The 16,024-nt window shown below is 60.9% G+C and carries 16 protein-coding genes; 2 read left to right on the plus strand and 14 right to left on the minus strand.

The genetic code is table 11. The features are described from left to right. Positions 1–112 precede the first annotated feature (112 nt). Complete coding sequence (locus MTP42_RS12700; protein WP_156068692.1) at positions 113–1,873, minus strand: tyrosine-protein phosphatase; 1,761 nt, start codon at positions 1,871–1,873, stop codon at positions 113–115. 190 nt (positions 1,874–2,063) lie between these two features. Here MTP42_RS12700 and MTP42_RS12705 point away from each other — a divergent pair, with 190 nt between their 5' ends. Beyond that, positions 2,064–2,432, plus strand: coding sequence for a RidA family protein (locus MTP42_RS12705; RefSeq protein ID WP_097773256.1), 369 nt, complete (start codon positions 2,064–2,066; stop codon positions 2,430–2,432). 137 nt (positions 2,433–2,569) lie between these two features. Next, entirely contained in the window at positions 2,570–3,583 is a 1,014-nt protein-coding gene (asnA, locus tag MTP42_RS12710) for an aspartate--ammonia ligase (protein ID WP_156066138.1), read from the plus strand. Between the two features lie 55 nt (positions 3,584–3,638). Here the strand turns inward: asnA and MTP42_RS12715 are convergent, their stop codons facing one another. From MTP42_RS12715 to rpsD, 13 genes are all read right to left on the minus strand, one after another. Continuing rightward, on the minus strand, positions 3,639–4,301 hold the full coding sequence (locus MTP42_RS12715; RefSeq protein WP_207697580.1) for a hypothetical protein: 663 nt from the start codon (positions 4,299–4,301) through the stop codon (positions 3,639–3,641). Next, positions 4,298–4,888: a CDP-diacylglycerol--glycerol-3-phosphate 3-phosphatidyltransferase gene (gene pgsA / locus MTP42_RS12720; protein WP_156067059.1), complete on the minus strand. Its 591-nt coding sequence runs from the start codon at positions 4,886–4,888 to the stop codon at positions 4,298–4,300. The genes MTP42_RS12715 and pgsA overlap by 4 nt, the downstream gene beginning before the upstream one ends. Positions 4,889–4,906: 18 nt before the next feature. Then, on the minus strand, positions 4,907–6,232 hold the full coding sequence (gene rimO / locus MTP42_RS12725; protein WP_005934883.1) for a 30S ribosomal protein S12 methylthiotransferase RimO: 1,326 nt from the start codon (positions 6,230–6,232) through the stop codon (positions 4,907–4,909). 114 nt (positions 6,233–6,346) lie between these two features. Then, positions 6,347–6,862 (minus strand): regulatory protein RecX, encoded by a 516-nt coding sequence (locus MTP42_RS12730; RefSeq protein ID WP_215665441.1) that lies wholly within the window; start codon positions 6,860–6,862, stop codon positions 6,347–6,349. Further along, on the minus strand, positions 6,863–8,044 hold the full coding sequence (gene recA, locus MTP42_RS12735) for a recombinase RecA (RefSeq protein WP_082210798.1): 1,182 nt from the start codon (positions 8,042–8,044) through the stop codon (positions 6,863–6,865). Positions 8,045–8,170: 126 nt separating this feature from the next. Then, positions 8,171–9,022 (minus strand): peptide chain release factor N(5)-glutamine methyltransferase, encoded by an 852-nt coding sequence (gene prmC / locus MTP42_RS12740; RefSeq protein WP_249257481.1) that lies wholly within the window; start codon positions 9,020–9,022, stop codon positions 8,171–8,173. Continuing rightward, positions 9,016–9,963, minus strand: coding sequence for a DUF1385 domain-containing protein (locus MTP42_RS12745; protein WP_249257482.1), 948 nt, complete (start codon positions 9,961–9,963; stop codon positions 9,016–9,018). Before MTP42_RS12745 ends, prmC begins: the two co-directional genes overlap by 7 nt. 81 nt (positions 9,964–10,044) lie before the next feature. Further along, positions 10,045–11,466: a sensor histidine kinase gene (locus MTP42_RS12750; protein WP_249257483.1), complete on the minus strand. Its 1,422-nt coding sequence runs from the start codon at positions 11,464–11,466 to the stop codon at positions 10,045–10,047. Positions 11,467–11,547: 81 nt separating this feature from the next. Beyond that, the gene (locus tag MTP42_RS12755; protein WP_005934889.1) at positions 11,548–12,252 is read right to left on the minus strand and encodes a response regulator transcription factor; all 705 of its coding nucleotides are present in this window, start codon (positions 12,250–12,252) and stop codon (positions 11,548–11,550) included. Between the two features lie 116 nt (positions 12,253–12,368). Continuing rightward, a complete protein-coding gene (locus MTP42_RS12760) occupies positions 12,369–13,673 on the minus strand; it encodes a hypothetical protein (RefSeq protein WP_242957778.1) in 1,305 nt (434 codons plus the stop codon). Positions 13,674–13,972: 299 nt separating this feature from the next. Further along, a complete protein-coding gene (gene rplQ / locus MTP42_RS12765) occupies positions 13,973–14,314 on the minus strand; it encodes a 50S ribosomal protein L17 (protein WP_005934891.1) in 342 nt (113 codons plus the stop codon). Positions 14,315–14,339: 25 nt separating this feature from the next. Then, the gene (locus MTP42_RS12770; protein WP_035394747.1) at positions 14,340–15,296 is read right to left on the minus strand and encodes a DNA-directed RNA polymerase subunit alpha; all 957 of its coding nucleotides are present in this window, start codon (positions 15,294–15,296) and stop codon (positions 14,340–14,342) included. A gap of 110 nt (positions 15,297–15,406) precedes the next feature. Then, a complete protein-coding gene (gene rpsD, locus MTP42_RS12775; RefSeq protein WP_005934893.1) occupies positions 15,407–16,009 on the minus strand; it encodes a 30S ribosomal protein S4 in 603 nt (200 codons plus the stop codon). Between the last annotated feature and the right edge of the window lie 15 nt (positions 16,010–16,024).

Consider the following 16,024-nt stretch of genomic DNA (forward strand, 5'->3'; position numbering starts at 1 on the left):
GTTGCGGAAGATCCCTGCACGCAGCGTCATGGATTCCATACTACTTCTTATATTACGAAACATTTGGTACAATGTCAAGTAAAGTGAAAGGAATTTTCTAAAAAAACAGCCATTATTCCAGATACATCCGCCGCAGCCGCATTAGGCGGGCGGGGGTCAGGCCGTATTCCGCCTCGAGATAGGCATCGGTGGTGCCGTACTCTTTACGGATGGTGTCCAGCACAAAGGGGGCAGACTCCGGGTGGACACCGGCAATGCCCTGATAGAACTGCTTCTGTTCGGGATGCGCCTCGATCTCTTCGGCATGGGCGGCCCAGATCTTTTCCAGCTCCGGGCGGCGGCAGACATTGGTCCGGACAAAATCCTGACAGATCGTTTCATCGGAAGCCCCCAGCGCCAGCAGGATGAGCATGGCCGCCACGCCCGTGCGGTCTTTCCCGCCAGAGCAGTGGAACAGGATCGGCGTTTCGCCCGCCTCCAGCGCCCGGAACAGCTCCTTGTAGGCCTTATTGCGGAAGAGCATCTGCTCATACATGGCATCGGCGAGGTTATGTTCCTCATCCTTCTTGCCCTTGAGCAGCTTTTCAATGTCCCCGGGAGAAAAGGAGATCTCGCTTCCGTCCGGGTGGCAAAGCCCGCAGATGCGCACCAGCCGCGCGCCATCGGGCACATAGTCGGGCTGCTCCGCTGCCTCGGACTCGCTGCGCAGGTCAAGGATGAGCCGCAGGCCCAGGCTGTCCAGCAGCTTGCGGTCAGCCGCCCCGGTCAGCAGTCCGGTGGGAATGCCGCGGTAGATCTGCCCCCACTTGACATGCTTGCCCTCGTCGGCCTCGTAGCCGCCCAGCTCCCGGAAGTTGTTTCCGCCCGCAAAGGGCAGCTGGGTGCCCGGAGCCGGGTGCTGCGGTGCCGCCTTGGGGGCGGCGCTGGACAGCACCGGGAAGTTGTAGAAGGGCTTTGCCGGGCGGCCCCGCCGGGGCGGCAGGGATGCCGCTCCCCCGATGACCTCCATCAGGTAGCCCCGCAGCAGGTCAAGATAGGCCGAGTTGTGGTCGCGCCGCTGCACCATCGAGACGCAGAGGGGCGGCAGATCTTCCAGCAGCACGTCCCGCACCCGGTCCAGCTCCCGCCGTGCTCCCGGCTCGTAGCGGGTCAGGCAGGTGCAGAGCTGCTCCTGGACCAGATAGTACGCCTGATAGAAGCTGGGGCCGATCTCCGCGTTGGGCGCAAAGCCCTCCCGGGCGCAGGCATCCCACAGAGGGCTGAACAGATCCTGCCGCAGGCTGGGCAGCAGCACCCGCTGGCCCCGCAGAGCCGAAAGCGGCACCCGCTCCTTCTCCCAGAAGGGATGGCCGCGCGGCACCAGCAGGCAGGCCGGGTCGGCCCGCAGGGTGGTGCGGGCCAGCACCGGAGCCGCCGTGCCCAGGTCCATCACAAGGCCCGCGTCCAGCTCGCCCTGCTCCACACCATCGGCCACGGCATCGTTTTCCAGCAGGCGGAACCGCATCTCAATGTGGGGGTACTGCTGGCGGAACTTGTCCAGCTGGGTCTCCAGCCCGGGCAGGTAGTCCGGCACCAGCGAGACACTGATGCCGATGCGCACCGGCTGGGCCGACTGGATCTCCGCATGGAGGGCCGCCTGCATCTGCTGGAACTGCTCCACCACCGGGGCCGCATGGCGCTGCAAGCTCAGCCCCCGCTCGGTGAGCGAGAGCTTGTGGTGGGCGCTGACGAACAGCGGGCCGCAGAGCTCGGCTTCCAGCGCCGTGATGCTCTGCCGCAGGGCCTGCCGCGACAGAAACAGCCGCTGTGACGCGCGGGTATAGTTCATTTCTTCGCACAAAACCAGAAAATAGTGCAGCTGGCGGATATCCATGGGTTCCTCCTGAAGGGTGGTGTATCAATAGATTAAGGATACCGCCTTTTTGCCTGCTTGTAAAGGCCGCGCGGGCAAAAAGTCCCTCCCGGATTGACACATCCCGCCGCATGGTGTAGACTTCAAGCAGCAGAATTTTTCTCCCCGAAGAGAAAAGCTCCATCAAACACACAGAAAGAAGGTATTTTCCATGAAAGTCATCGCTACTGAAAAGGCTCCCGGCGCGATCGGTCCCTACTCCCAGGGCTTCATCGCAGGCGGTTTTGTCTACACCTCCGGCCAGATCCCTGTGAACCCCGCGGACGGCACTGTGCCCGAAGGCATCGCCGCCCAGACCGAGCAGAGCTGCAAGAACGTGGGTGCGATCCTGGAAGCCGCCGGTTCCGGCTACGACAAGGTCATAAAGACCACCTGCTTCCTGGCCGATATCGCCGACTTTGCCGCCTTCAACGAGGTCTACGCAAAGTATTTTACCTCCAAACCCGCCCGCAGCTGCGTTGCCGTCAAGGATCTGCCCAAGGGTGTCCTGTGCGAGATCGAGGCCGTGGCAGAGGCATAAGCTCCCGAATTGCACCGGCTTTGCGTTCTCCCCTTTACAACGCTCTGAAATTGTGCCATAATTTACTGTATTAAAGGGAAAGCCGTTCCGGTGCCGCAATTCGGCGGCGGAGAACGGAAAGAGAGGGGTAAACTGTTATGAGCAAAACGATGATCCCGCAGAACTACACACCCGCGCTGAACCTGTACGACACCCAGCGTGCCATCGGCACCGTGAAGCGGCTGTTCGCCGACACCCTGTGTGCCACGCTGAACCTCTACCGCGTGTCGGCTCCGCTGTTTCTGGAAGCTTCCACCGGCCTGAACGACGACCTGAACGGCGTGGAACGCAAGGTCACCTTTGACATCCGGGACAGCGGCATTGAGGCACAGGTGGTGCAGTCGCTGGCAAAGTGGAAGCGCAAGGCCCTGAAGGACTACGGCTTCCGCGTGGGCAAGGGCCTGTACTGCGACATGAACGCCATCCGCCGGGACGAGGAGCTGGACAACCTCCACTCCGTCTATGTGGACCAGTGGGACTGGGAGAAGGTCATCCGCAAGGAGGACCGCAGCGAGGCCTACCTGAAAAATGTGGTACGCTCCATCGTGTCGGCCGTCTGCGCCACCGAGATGAACCTGCACGCCATGTTCCCCCAGCTGCAGGATCTGCCCCTTCACACCCCCAACGTGACCTTTATCACCACCCAGGAGCTGGAGGACAAGTACCCTGACCTGACCCCGAAGGAGCGCGAGAACGCCTTTGTAAAGGAAAACGGCACCACCTTCCTGATGAAGATCGGTGCTCCCCTGAAGAGCGGCAAGCCCCACGACGGCCGCGCCCCCGACTACGACGACTGGGACCTGAACGGCGACCTGCTGTTCTGGAACGAGCCCCTGCAGTGCAGCTACGAGTTGAGCAGCATGGGTATCCGCGTCAGCCCCGAGAGCATGGACCGGCAGCTGACCATGGCAGGCTGTGACGACCGCCGCACCCTGCCCTTCCACAAGGCAGTGCTGAACGGTGAGCTGCCCTACACCATCGGCGGCGGCATCGGCCAGAGCCGTCTGTGCATGCTGCTGCTGGGCAGCGCCCACATCGGCGAGGTACAGGCAAGCGTCTGGGACGAAGCCACCCGCGCGGCCTGCGCAAAGGCCGGGATCCCCCTGCTGTAAGCAAAACACGAGAAAAGGCTCTCTGCCAAAACCGGCAGAGAGCCTTTTTTGCAGCTCAGCTTCTGAAAAGCAAGCCCACATTTCTCTTTTTGCGGCGGTTCCCGCCCAGCCGCCAGACAAGCCAGGCATAGAGCAGGTTCATGGCCAGGATGGCCGCGCACCACAGCACCGTCTGCCGGGTGGTCTGCTGATAGACCAGCAGGAACGGGTAAGGCCCGGTGATGAGCCGCTGGTAATTGGCCCAGAGGGCCACAGAGCCATAGAGCATCGTGGGAACCAGCGCCAGCGGAACGCACCGCGCGGGCAGCTTTGGCTCCCGTTCCAGCAGGACAAAGGAGATAAAGGCACACAGCGGGTTGAGCAGGTGGTGGTAGAGCATGGAGCTCTCGGTCAGCAGAAACACCACGCCGCCCTGGTCGGCACAGTAGGGCCCCAGCACGAACACCACGGTCAGGAAGGTCATGGTCAGGCAGCAGGTGGCAATGTACTTGAGCGTCTTGACCCAGCGGGGCAGCTGCCGCCCCGTGAACAGGCAGATCACCTGACACACCGCCACCAGCAGGCAGACGAAGAACGCAAAGACATTGGAGTTCTCGGTGTAAAAGGTGAAGGTCTGGCTGCCCACCGCTTCCCAGGTCATCCGGATGGCCACCGGCTCCCACCGCACGATGCAGAGGTTCAGGAAAATGGAACAGAGAATGGCGATCTTCTTGATCATTTTGCGGTATTGATGAAGCTGCGGTTGTCCCACAGGTACTTGATGCCGGAGATGGCGGTGGCAATGGCCACCAGCCAGCACAGCCAGTAAGAGAGGAACACGCAGTCAGCGCCTATCATAATGAAATTGCCCCAGGTCAATGCGGTGCCGAAATAGTAGAAGATGATGGTCAGCATCTGCAGCACAGTCTTTACCTTGCCCCACATATTGGCGGCGATGACCTTGCCGTCCTTGGCACCGGCGGCCACCATCCGCAGACCGGACACCGCAAACTCACGGGCCAGGATGATGCAGAGCACCACCGGGCTGCACACGCCGTCCCGCAGCATGTAAATGAAGGCCACGGTGGTCAGCAGTTTGTCGGCCAGCGGGTCGGCAAACTTGCCAAAGTCGGTGACCATGTTCCACTTGCGGGCCAGATGGCCGTCCAGAAAATCGGTAAAGCTGGCCGCGGCAAAGATGATGCCCGCCACCAGATACCAGGTGGGGTTGAAATCTTCCGTGCCGATCTGGGTCAGGGAAACGAAGACCATGAACACCGGCACCAGAATGATGCGGGTCAGGGTAAGCTTATTGGGCAGATTCATACAGATTCCTCCAATTTGTTATTTTGCAACCGTGCCGTACAGATCGTAAAGGTCGCTGTCCTCCACCAGCACATCATAGAACTGGCCGGGATAGAGCGGCTCCTCGCTGGAAACGCAGACATTGCCGTCCACCTCGGGGGCATCGCCGGTGGTGCGGCAGAGGTACAGGCCGCTCTCCTCGTCGATGCCGTCACAGAGCACACGGACGGTCTGGCCCACCTTTTCGGCCTGTTTCTGGGCCATGATGCCGGTCTGGATCTGCATCACCAGCTCTGCGCGCCGGTCCTTGGTCTCCTGATCGATCTGGCCGTCCATCTTTGCGGCCACGGTGTTCTCCTCGGCAGAATAGGCAAAGCAGCCCAGACGGTCAAATCTGACCTCCTTGACGAAGTTGCACAGGTCCTCGAACTGCTCCTCGGTCTCGCCGGGGAAGCCTGCGATCAGGGTGGTGCGCAGGGTGATGCCGGGAATCTCCCGGCGCAGTTTGCCGATGACCTCCAGCAGCTCCGCACGGGTGGAGCGGCGGTTCATGTTTTTGAGGATGGTATCATTGCAGTGCTGGATGGGCAGGTCGAGGTAAGGCACCACCTTCTCGTTCCGCTTCATGGCGGCAATAAAGTCATCGGTGATGCGCTCCGGGTAGGCGTACATGATGCGGATCCACTCAAGGCCCGGCACCTTGTTCAGCTTGTCCAGCAGCTCACAGATGCTGCCGGGCTTGCCCCAGTCCTCGCCATAGGCGGTGGGGTCCTGGGCCACCACGATCAGCTCCTTCACGCCCTCACCGGCCAGCCAGCGGGCCTCGGCCACGCAGTCGGCCAGATCGCGGCTGTGCAGCGGGCCACGGATGCCCGGGATGGCGCAGTAGTGGCAGCGGTTGTTGCAGCCCTCTGCGATCTTTAAGTACGCATAGTGGGCAGGCGTGCCGATGACGCGCTTGCCGCCCAGCGGGAAGTCCTTTTTGGCACCGTAGCTTTCCAGATGGTTCTCACCGTGGAACAGGCGGGCCACGATGGTGTCAATGGCCTTGTTGGAGGCACAGCCCACCACAGCATCCACCTCGGGGATCTCCTCCTCGATCTGGCTGCGGTAACGCTCGGCCAGGCAGCCGGTGACGATGACCTTCAGCTCCGGGTTCTGCTGCTTGTAGGCGCAGGCCTCCAGAATGTTCTCAATGGCCTCGGTCTTGGCGCTCTCGATAAAGCCGCAGGTGTTGACCAGAATGACATCGGCTTCACCCAGGTCAGCCACCGTCTCGTGACCAGCCGAAAGCAGGATGTGCACCATCACGTCCAGATCGACCTGGTTCTTGGGGCAGCCAAGGGAAATACATGCAATTTTCATAAGGGATGATACTCTCTTTCTCTTTTGAGGGATGCTTTTGATTTTTTACGATTTGCTCCGGAAAAGCTCCCCCTTCGGGGGAGCTGGCAAAGCCGCAGGCTTTGACTGAGAGGGTTATTCCCCCTCCTCCACCCTGCGAATGGCTTCCTTAATAACGGAATACGAAAATCCCCGCCGCTGCAGGGCCGCAATGACCAGATCCCTGCGGCCCGCTTCCAGCTTTTTGCGGTAATGCCCTTCCACCAGAGCGGCGGCGGCTTCCAGCTCCGGGTCTTCGCCGGAAACATCGGGGGTGTAAACAGCATCCAGCGCCTGCTGGATCTCGCCTGCGGCCAGCCCCTTCTGCCGTAGATTCTGGGCAGCGGCGCGACGGCTCTTTTTTGCCGCCAGCAGGGCGTGGGCACGGGTCTCGGCATAGCGGGCATCGTTGATATACTCCCGCTGCACCATCTCTGCCACCACGGCGGCACTGGTCTGCTGGGTATAGCGGCGGTTCAGCCGCTCATACAGCTGGCCCGAAGAAAGCTCCTGCCCGGCCAACAGCTCCATGGCCCGGGTGCGGGCCTTGGCGGCATCGGTAGATTTTTCCTCTTCGGCCAGCGGGCGGCGGCCACGGCTGTAAAAGGCCATTTACTCTTCCACCATGATATCCAGCTCACTCTCGCTGCTGCGGGCGGGAGCCTTGACCACCGGCTCCTTTGCTGTGGCAGGAGCTGCCGGTTCCCCCTCTGCAGGGGCAGCGGCAGCCTTGCCCCCCGGGCGACGGGTGGCATAGAGCTTGTCGGCATTGGCGCGCACCTGACCCTCGATATCGTTGGCGATCTCGGGGTTATCGCGCAGGAACTGCTTGGCATTGTCGCGGCCCTGACCCAGGCGGATATCACCGTAGTTGAACCATGCACCGCTCTTCTGAACGATGCCCAGCTTGACACCCAGATCGATGAGCTCACTCATCTTGGAGATGCCCTCGCCGAACATGATGTCGAACTCCGCCTCACGGAACGGAGGAGCCACCTTGTTCTTGACGATCTTGGCGCGGGTGTGGTTGCCGATGAACTGACCGGAAGAATCCTTCAGGCCCTCCACGCGGCGGATATCGATGCGGACAGAGGAATAATACTTCAGGGCGCGGCCGCCGGTGGTGACCTCGGGGTTGCCGTAGACCACGCCGACCTTTTCACGCAGCTGGTTGATGAAGATGCAGACGGTGTTGGTCTTGCCGATGACGCTGGTCAGCTTGCGCATGGCCTGGCTCATCAGGCGGGCCTGCAGGCCCACATGGCTGTCGCCCATCTCGCCCTCGATCTCGGCGCGGGGCACCATAGCGGCAACAGAGTCCACAACGATGGCATCAATGGCACCGGAGCGCACCAGCGCCTCGCAGATCTCCATGGCCTGCTCACCGGTATCGGGCTGGCTGACCAGCAGGTTGTTGATGTCCACACCCAGCGCCTCGGCATACACAGGGTCCAGCGCGTGCTCCACGTCGATGAAGGCAACATCGCCGCCCTTCTTCTGGGCTTCGGCCAGAACATGCAGGGCCAGCGTGGTCTTACCACTGGATTCAGGGCCGTACACCTCAATGATGCGGCCCCGGGGCACGCCGCCCACGCCCAGTGCCAGATCCAGGCCGATGCTGCCGGTCGAGATGGCATCCACCTGCATGGCGGCGTTGTCGCCCAGCTTCATCACAGCGCCCTTGCCGAACTGCTTCTCGATCTGGGCCAGTGCCGTGGCCAGCGCATCCTTCTTGGCACCGGGATCGGTCTTCTGGGTCGCCGGGGCAACGTTGTTGTTCTGATTTTTTGCCATAGTGTCATGCTCCTTTGTCATCTGTTCCCGGCGCAGTGCGGCCAAACGCAGGCGCGGGCATTCCAATTCTTTCGGTACTAGTATAACACATTTTACAGATATTACAACAGGAAGTTGTAGATATTTTTATTGTTTTCTCGCCATCACACAGCGGTCATTGCCGCCAAAATCTTTTCTGCACACGATGTCCGTCCACCCGTTGGCGGCAAGCAGAGCCGTTACAGCTTCCCGCTGCTGCCAGCCGATCTCCAGGGCAAGGGCACCGCCGGGGCGCAGAGCTTTCTGGTAGTGTTCCGCAATGGCGCGGTAAAATACCAGCCCATCCTCCCCCGCTTCCAGCGCCATGGCAGGCTCCTGCGCCACCTCGGGCTGCAGTGCGCCCATCTCGGCGGAGGTCAGGTAAGGCGGGTTCGACACAATGAGGTCAAGCTGCCCCTCCGGCAGGGTCTGCCAGTAGGTGAACAGATCCCCCCGCACCGGGGTGATGGTCAGTACCGGGGAGAGATGGGCGTTCTGCTCCAGATAGCGGTATGCCGCAGGGCTCTTCTCCAGACTGGTGACCTGTGCCGCCGGGCAGAAGCGCTTTACGCCCAGCCCCAAACAGCCCGTGCCGGCGCAGAGGTCGAGCACCCGGGGTGCCTCCACCCCAGCCAGCATTCCGGCGGCGGCTTCGGCCACCACCTCAGTATCGGCCCGGGGGCAGAGCACGCCGGGGCCGACAGCCAGCTCAAAGTCAAGGAAGGGCCAGCTGCCGCAAAGGTATTGCAAAGGCTCCCGGGACGCGCGGCGGGCCGTCAGGGCTTCCAGCCGCTCTGCCTGCTCTGCGCCCAGCGGAGCATCGGCAAGGCGGGCATCCCCGCCCGCTGCCAGCCGGAAGAGCTCAGCCGCGTCAAAATCCGCGTCGGGGCAGCCTGCGGCGCGCAGGCGTGCCTCCACCTCCCGGACTGCTGCCCGGGGCAGCATCCCTGCGGTTACCATCTGCCGTCCTCCGGGTCCTCGGGCAGGACCGGCGTGACGGCGGCAATGGCCACCTCGATCATGCTGTCGTCCGGCTCAAACACGGTCAGATGCTGCACCCAGATGCCGGGCTGCCGGATGATGCGGGTGGCGATGTTGTCCGACCGGCCGCACCACTTGAGCAGCTCGTAGCTGATGCCCATGACCAGCGGCAGGAGCAGCAGCTTGAACACCACCCGCAGGCTGGTGCTGGACCAGGGCAGCACGCTGTACAGGAACACGCTGACGATGACCACCAGGATCAAAAAGCTGGTGCCGCACCGGGGGTGGAAGCGGGTATATTTGCGGACATTCTCCACCGTGAGGGGGTCTCCGGCCTCGTAGCAGGCAATGGTCTTGTGCTCGGCCCCGTGGTACTCGAACACCCGGTGGATCTCCTTCATCCGGGAGATGGCGGCCATGTAGGTCAGGAAGATGGCGACCTTGAGCACCGCTTCCAGCACCACCTTGACCCAGCGGCCCAGCGGCACCAGATGGTTCAGGCCGCCCACCAGCACCGTGGGCAGAACGGTGAAGAGTAGGATGGCAAACAGCCCGCCGATCACGGCAGCTGCCGCCAGCATGATATCTTCGGCCTTTTTGCCCAGATGGTCGCCCACCCATTTTTCAAAGGCGGTCTCCTCTTCGGCGGGGTCGTAGTCATCCCCCATGCTCACCTGTGCCGAGTACATCATGTACTTGTATCCCATGATTAGGCTTTCGATCATCGAGATGGCTCCCCGCACCAGCGGGATCTTTGTCCACACGCCGTGGGTGGGAGTGGGCTCGACCTTGGTCTCAATGGTTCCATCGGGCTTGCGGACAGCACAGCAGATGTTTTTCGGGCCCCGCATCATAATGCCCTCCATCAGGGCCTGCCCGCCCACACTCGTCTTGAAGCGTTCCTTGTTCGGTTGATTCATTGGCTCTCCTATGGGGCGCTGCGGCCCCTCTCTATCGTAAAAACTGCCCCTCTATCTTACCAGATAAATATGGACAATCTCTTATCGTTTGTAGATCGGCAGGCCCAGGGTGACCACTGTGCCCCGGCCCAGCGTGCTCTTGAGGTCCATGGTGCCGTCCAGTGCGGTCATAATGGAATCCACCAGCGCAAGGCCGATGCCGCTGCCCCGCACCGAGTTGCTGCCCTTGTAAAACTTGGTCTTGACGTTTTCCAGATCCTCCGGCGGGATGCCGCGGCCCTGATCGATGATCTCGATGAAGGCTTTGTACTCGCCCTGCCAGATCTTGACCGTGATGCGTCCGCCGGGGGCCGAATACTTGATGGCATTGTCCAGAATGTTGATGAACACCTGCCGCAGGCGGTCGGGGTCGGCGTAGACCGGGATCATCTCCTCCGGCTCCGCATAGGCCAGCAGAAGCCCCTCCCGCTGGATGCGCGCTTCACAGAAAAGGACAGCGTCCGTCAGCTCGGCCACAAGGTCCAGGGGGCGGCACTCCATTTTCAGGCGGCCATTCTGCAGGCGGCTGAAATCCAGCAGCTCCTCCACCATGTTGTACAGGCGGACGGTCTCGTTGTTGATGATCTCCAGCCCCTTGCGGTAGTTCTCATCGGTGGGGTCATCCAGGGTGCGCAGGGTCTCCACCCAGCCCCGGATGGAGGTGAGCGGAGTGCGCAGCTCATGGGAGACCGAGCTGATGAATTCGTTCTTCATCTTCTCCGTCTCCTCCAGCCCCTCGGCCATCTGATTGATGGTGCCGCGCAGGCGGTCCACCTCGTCCCGCTCGTCACCGGTCACAGGCAGGCGAACATCCAGTTCTCCCCGGGCGATGCTGGCGGCGATCCGCTCCACCTGCCCCAGCGGCACCACGATGCCCCGCACAAAGTACAGGCCGGAGGCCACTGTAAAGCCCAGAATGGCCGCCACCACGACCAGACTGACGATGAAAACGCTCTTCAGCTGCGCCTGCACCAGCGTCAGGCTGGTGACAAGGCGCATGGCAGCCACGTCCTCGGCCGCATAGGGCACCAGACTGCACACAGCCATGACCGTTTCCCCGCTGGCGGTGCGGTAGATGGCCACACCCACGCCGTCCGGTGCATCCTGCGCCTTGTTAAAATCGTCCTGCACCACGATGCCGTCCGCACCTGTGCCGCTGGAGGAGGCGATCACGCCGCCGTAACCGTCCAGCAGCATGAACTCATATTTGTCTTTATCCGCAAACTGCTCCACCATCCGGCGCAGGGCCACACTGCGGTTGGCCGCAGTCTTCTGGGCCGTGTCGCCGGTGTACATTTTCAGCTGACCGTTGATGGAGGAAAAACGCCGCATCATGGTCTGCTGGACGCTGTTGTAGTAGCTGCGGCCGAAGTTGTACACGAACATGCTTTCCACCAACAGCACCAGCAGCACCGTCAGGAACAGGCTTCCCCGCAGCCAGCGGCGGGTAATACCACTGCGCATTGCTTTTCCTCCTTTCTATCAGTAATCCTGGCTCTCCTATTGGGAGAGCTGTCGAGCACAGCGCAACTGAGCGGTTTTTCTTTACTCCTCCCACCGGTAGCCGTAGCCCCACACTGTCATAATGTGGGTGGGGTGGCTGGGCTCATCTTCCACCTTCATCCGCAGGCGGCGGATGTTCACATCCACGATCTTCACATCGCCGAAGTAGTTCTCGCCCCACACGCCCTTCAGAATCTTTTCCCGCACCAGCGCGATGCCGGGGTTGTGGAAGAACAGCTCCATGATCTGGAACTCCACCTGGGTCAGCTCGATCTGCCGCCCAGCCTTGAGGAGAACACGACGGTTCTCATCCAGCACAAATTCCCCACTGACCAGCGTGGTGGGGGCATTTTCGTCTGCAGCGGAGCCGCCGCCCGAGCGGCCCACCCGGCGGCAGAGGGCCTCCACACGGGCCAGCAGCTCACTGACACTGAAGGGCTTGGTCATATAGTCATCCGCGCCGATGGACAGGCCGCGGATCTTGTCCTGCTCCTGCCCCTTGGCACTCAGGATGATGATGCCGATCTTCTGGTCGGTGCGGCGGATGGTCTCGCAGAGCGAGAACCCATTCATGCCGGGCAGCATCACATCCAGAATGGCAGCATCACAGCCGGGCTTCTGCTCCAGCAGAGGCAGGGCGGCTTCGGCGCTGTCGGCCTCCACCGCCTCCATCCCCGCCAGCCGCAGGTTCAGCGCGATCATCTCGCGGATGCTGGCTTCATCCTCTACCACAAGTACCTTGACCATCTAAGACCTCCATATTTTTCTGCCTTCTCCCTCTGCCCAAGAGCACACGGAGAAGCATTTCACCTCAGAACACCCAGCCTGCATCCGGTAAACTTCTGCAAAACTGAGCGGCATCATCAATTCAACCGGTACAGCGACCGGGACAGTCGATAGCTCTGATCCTTCAGCACCACGTCCGGCCCGAACTTGGCCTGCATCTGGCGGGATGCCACCACGCCCAGGCGGGTCCAGCCCGCCGCGCTCTCGCTGGAAGGAACCAGGCGCATGGTCAGCACCAGCTTGCCCTCGTCCACGGTGCGCAGCTCCACGGCCTCCTCTCCCTCAGTGCTGTCGGTGAGCATCAGGTTGCCCTCCCACTCGGCAGGCAGCTCAATGTAGCAGCTGCTCTCCTCGTCCAACAGGCCGAAGCTCTTTTCCGGCTCCGGGCTGGTATAGTCCATCCAGACGATAAAATCCATCCGTCGGCTCTGGCTCAGATTCAGCAGGCCCGCTTCGTCAGGCTGGGTGGGGATCTCCACGATGCCGTCGCCGTCCAGATCCCGGCTGACCAGCGTGGAGACATTGCGCAGGGACGCATTGTACAGCTCACTGGTGCTGATCTGCTCGGCGGGCAGCATCTGCTGGCTTTCCTCATCAAAATAGAGCAGCACCGTGGCCAGATTGTTGCCCGAAAGGCCGGTCCAGCCGTCCAGCACCAGATAGCGCTTGCCGTCCGCTCCCAGGCCCGCCGCCACAGCGGCGCAGCCCGAGAACTTATCTGCCGAAAGGCCCATGACAGCCACCTGCTGGAACATCCCGTCCCGGTCAACGGTCAGCAGCTCGATCTGCACCCCGCCGTCCTCCAGCGTGGACATCAGGATCAGATCCTCGTTGCCGCCGCCGGTGATATCCTCCACCAGATACTGCTCATAGGACTGTTCCAGAATGGCATTGACCGTGCCGTTCTCGTAGGAGTACACCGCCAGATAGCTGTCCCCCTGCGCGGCGAGGTACCCCACCACCAGCTGGGTGGCGGCACCATCCTGCAGCTGTGCCAGCCGGACATTGTCCACTGTGTCCGCCAGACCCTCGATGCTCTGGCGGACCTGCCACACGCCTGCGGCATCCTTCTGCAAAAATGCAATGCAGACGTTGGAGCTCTGGGCCGTGGTGTAAAGAACAGCGGCATCCTGCTGGCCGTCACCATCCAGATCCTGCAAAAGGAACGGCGAGAGCAGCTCCCCCTGCATCGGGTATTTCAGCTGGGCGCTCTCCCCCAGCCATTCGTTCAGGGCATTTTGCAGTGCACCGTAGTCGCCCGGAAGGCGCGGGGCACGCAGCAGCTCCTCCACCTGCACATTTTCCGACATCGGGAGGCCGCACGCCGAGAGCAGGCCCATCATGCAGCCTGCACTCAGCACCAGAAACCGTCGTCTTTTCAACCGCCGCCCCTCCCTTCTGTGGAAAATTCGCAAAGTCGTGCAGAAATACAGTATAATTATAGCATTCTTGCCCCGCCATCACAAGCCCCAGCTGCTAACGCCCAACCGGGCAGCGGGGCATTCCCACGCAAGTGAAACGGGCCATTCCATCGCCCGCCCTACTGCCTGCGGCAGCAGGGTCCCACCCCAGCGGACACTTGCTTTGGGAACACCCCGCTGCCCGGCCCACACGATGCAAAAAAGGCCCTTTCCCCGAAGGGAAAGAGCCTTTGTTACACTGTTTGAACAGTCAGAGTCGATCAGACGAGCTCCAGAACTGCCATCTCAGCAGCGTCGCCGCGGCGAGCGCCGATCTTGATGATGCGGGTGTAGCCGCCGTTGCGGTCAGCGTACTTGGGGCTGATCTCATCAAACAGCTTCTTTGCAACATCTTCCTTGGTGATGTAGGCGTAGACCTGACGCTTGGTGTGCAGGTCGCTGGCCTTACCCAGGGTGATCATCTTCTCGGCCATGGAACGAACGTCCTTAGCGCGAGTGACAGTGGTCTCAATCTTGCCATTCTCTAACAGGTAGGTGACCATAGCGCGCATCATAGCGTTGCGGCTGTCGCTGGTTCTACCGAGCTTTCTGGTACCGGGCATCCCGTTTCACTCCTTATTATTTTAGTTACTCATCGTCTGTGTTCAGCTTGAAGCCCAGGGAGTCCAGCTTTGCCATGACTTCTTCCAGGCTCTTGCGGCCGAGGTTACGGACTTTCATCATCTCGTCCTCGCTCTTGCTGACCAGATCCTCCACCGTGTTGATACCGGCGCGCTTCAGGCAGTTGAAGGAACGGACGCTCAGATCCAGCTCTTCGATGGTCATCTCCAGAGCCTTTTCCTTATCGTCGTTGGTCTTCTCCACCATGATCTCCGTACCGGCAGCCTCATCGGACAGGTTGACGAAGAGGTTCAGGTGCTCGGTCAGCACACGGGCAGCCAGAGAAACGGCTTCCTGTGCATTGATCGTGCCATCCGTCCAAACCTCGATGGTCAGCTTGTCGTAATCGATGGCCTGTCCAACGCGGGTGCTCTCAACGTTATAATTCACCTTGAGCACGGGGGTGTAAATGCTATCGACGGGAAGAGTGTTGATATCGTTCTTCTCGACGATGGCCTGCTTGTTGCGCTCTGCAGGCACATAACCGCGGCCCTTATCGAAGGTGAGCTCCATGACGAGCTTGCCGCCCTCGCCCAGGGTTGCAATGTGCCATTCAGGGTTCAGGATCTCAATATCGTCGCCCTGCTTGATGTTGTCCGCAGTAACCTCACAAGGGCCGACTGCCTCAACACGCACTGTCTTCGGCCCGTCGGTGTACAGCTTTGCAGCAATACCCTTCAGGTTCAGGACAATTTCGGTAACGTCTTCCTTGACGCCCTCAATGGTGGAGAACTCGTGAACCACGCCGTCGATCTTGACGCTGGTCACGGCGACACCGGGCAGAGAGGAAAGAAGCACACGACGCAGGCTGTTGCCCAGTGTGATGCCAAAGCCACGCTCCAGAGGCTCCGCCACGAATCTGCCGTAGCGGCCGTCCGGGGACAGGCTTGCCGTTTCGATTTTGGGACGTTCAATCTCCATCATATCTATGCCCTCCTTGTCAAACCGATGTTGCCATCGGCCCATTATTAAATTCTTTTAAAAAGAATGCGAAAGGTCGCCATCCAGAAGGAAGGCCTCCCCTTCTTAATGGATTACTTGGAGTACAGCTCGACGATGAGGTGCTCTGCAACTTCGTAGTCGATGTCGCTGCGCTCGGGGAGCTTGGTCACAACACCCTTCAGGGTGCCGGCCTCACGGTTCAGCCAGGAAGGCAGAGCCACAACGGGAGCCTCGGGGCCAACGAGCTTTGCGAACTTAGCAGAAGAACGGCTGGACTCACGAACTTCGATCACGTCACCGGCCTTGACCTGGTAGGAAGGAATGTTGACCTTCTTGCCATTGACGGTGAAGTGAGCGTGGCTCACCAGCTGACGAGCGTCGCGGCGGGTCTGAGCAAAGCCCAGGCGGAACACGACGTTGTCCAGACGGCACTCCATGATCTGGAGCAGGTTCTCACCGGTCTTGCCGGGGCGAGCCTCAGCACGCAGGTAAGCATTGTGGAACTGCTTCTCCAGAACGCCGTAGATAAACTTGACCTTCTGCTTCTCCTTCAGCTGAGATGCGTACTCAGACTGCTTCTTGCGGACATTGCCGTTGGAGTTGCGGGTGGTATTCTTCTTTGCATAGCCCATGACCGCAGGAGAAATGCCCAGGGCCTTGCAACGCTTTGCGATAGGCTGCGTATTCTTTGCCATAATTCAATTTCCTCC

It is taken from the genome of Faecalibacterium sp. I2-3-92 (assembly GCF_023347315.1).
In the GTDB taxonomy this organism is placed as follows: Bacteria; Bacillota; Clostridia; order Oscillospirales; family Ruminococcaceae; genus Faecalibacterium; species Faecalibacterium duncaniae.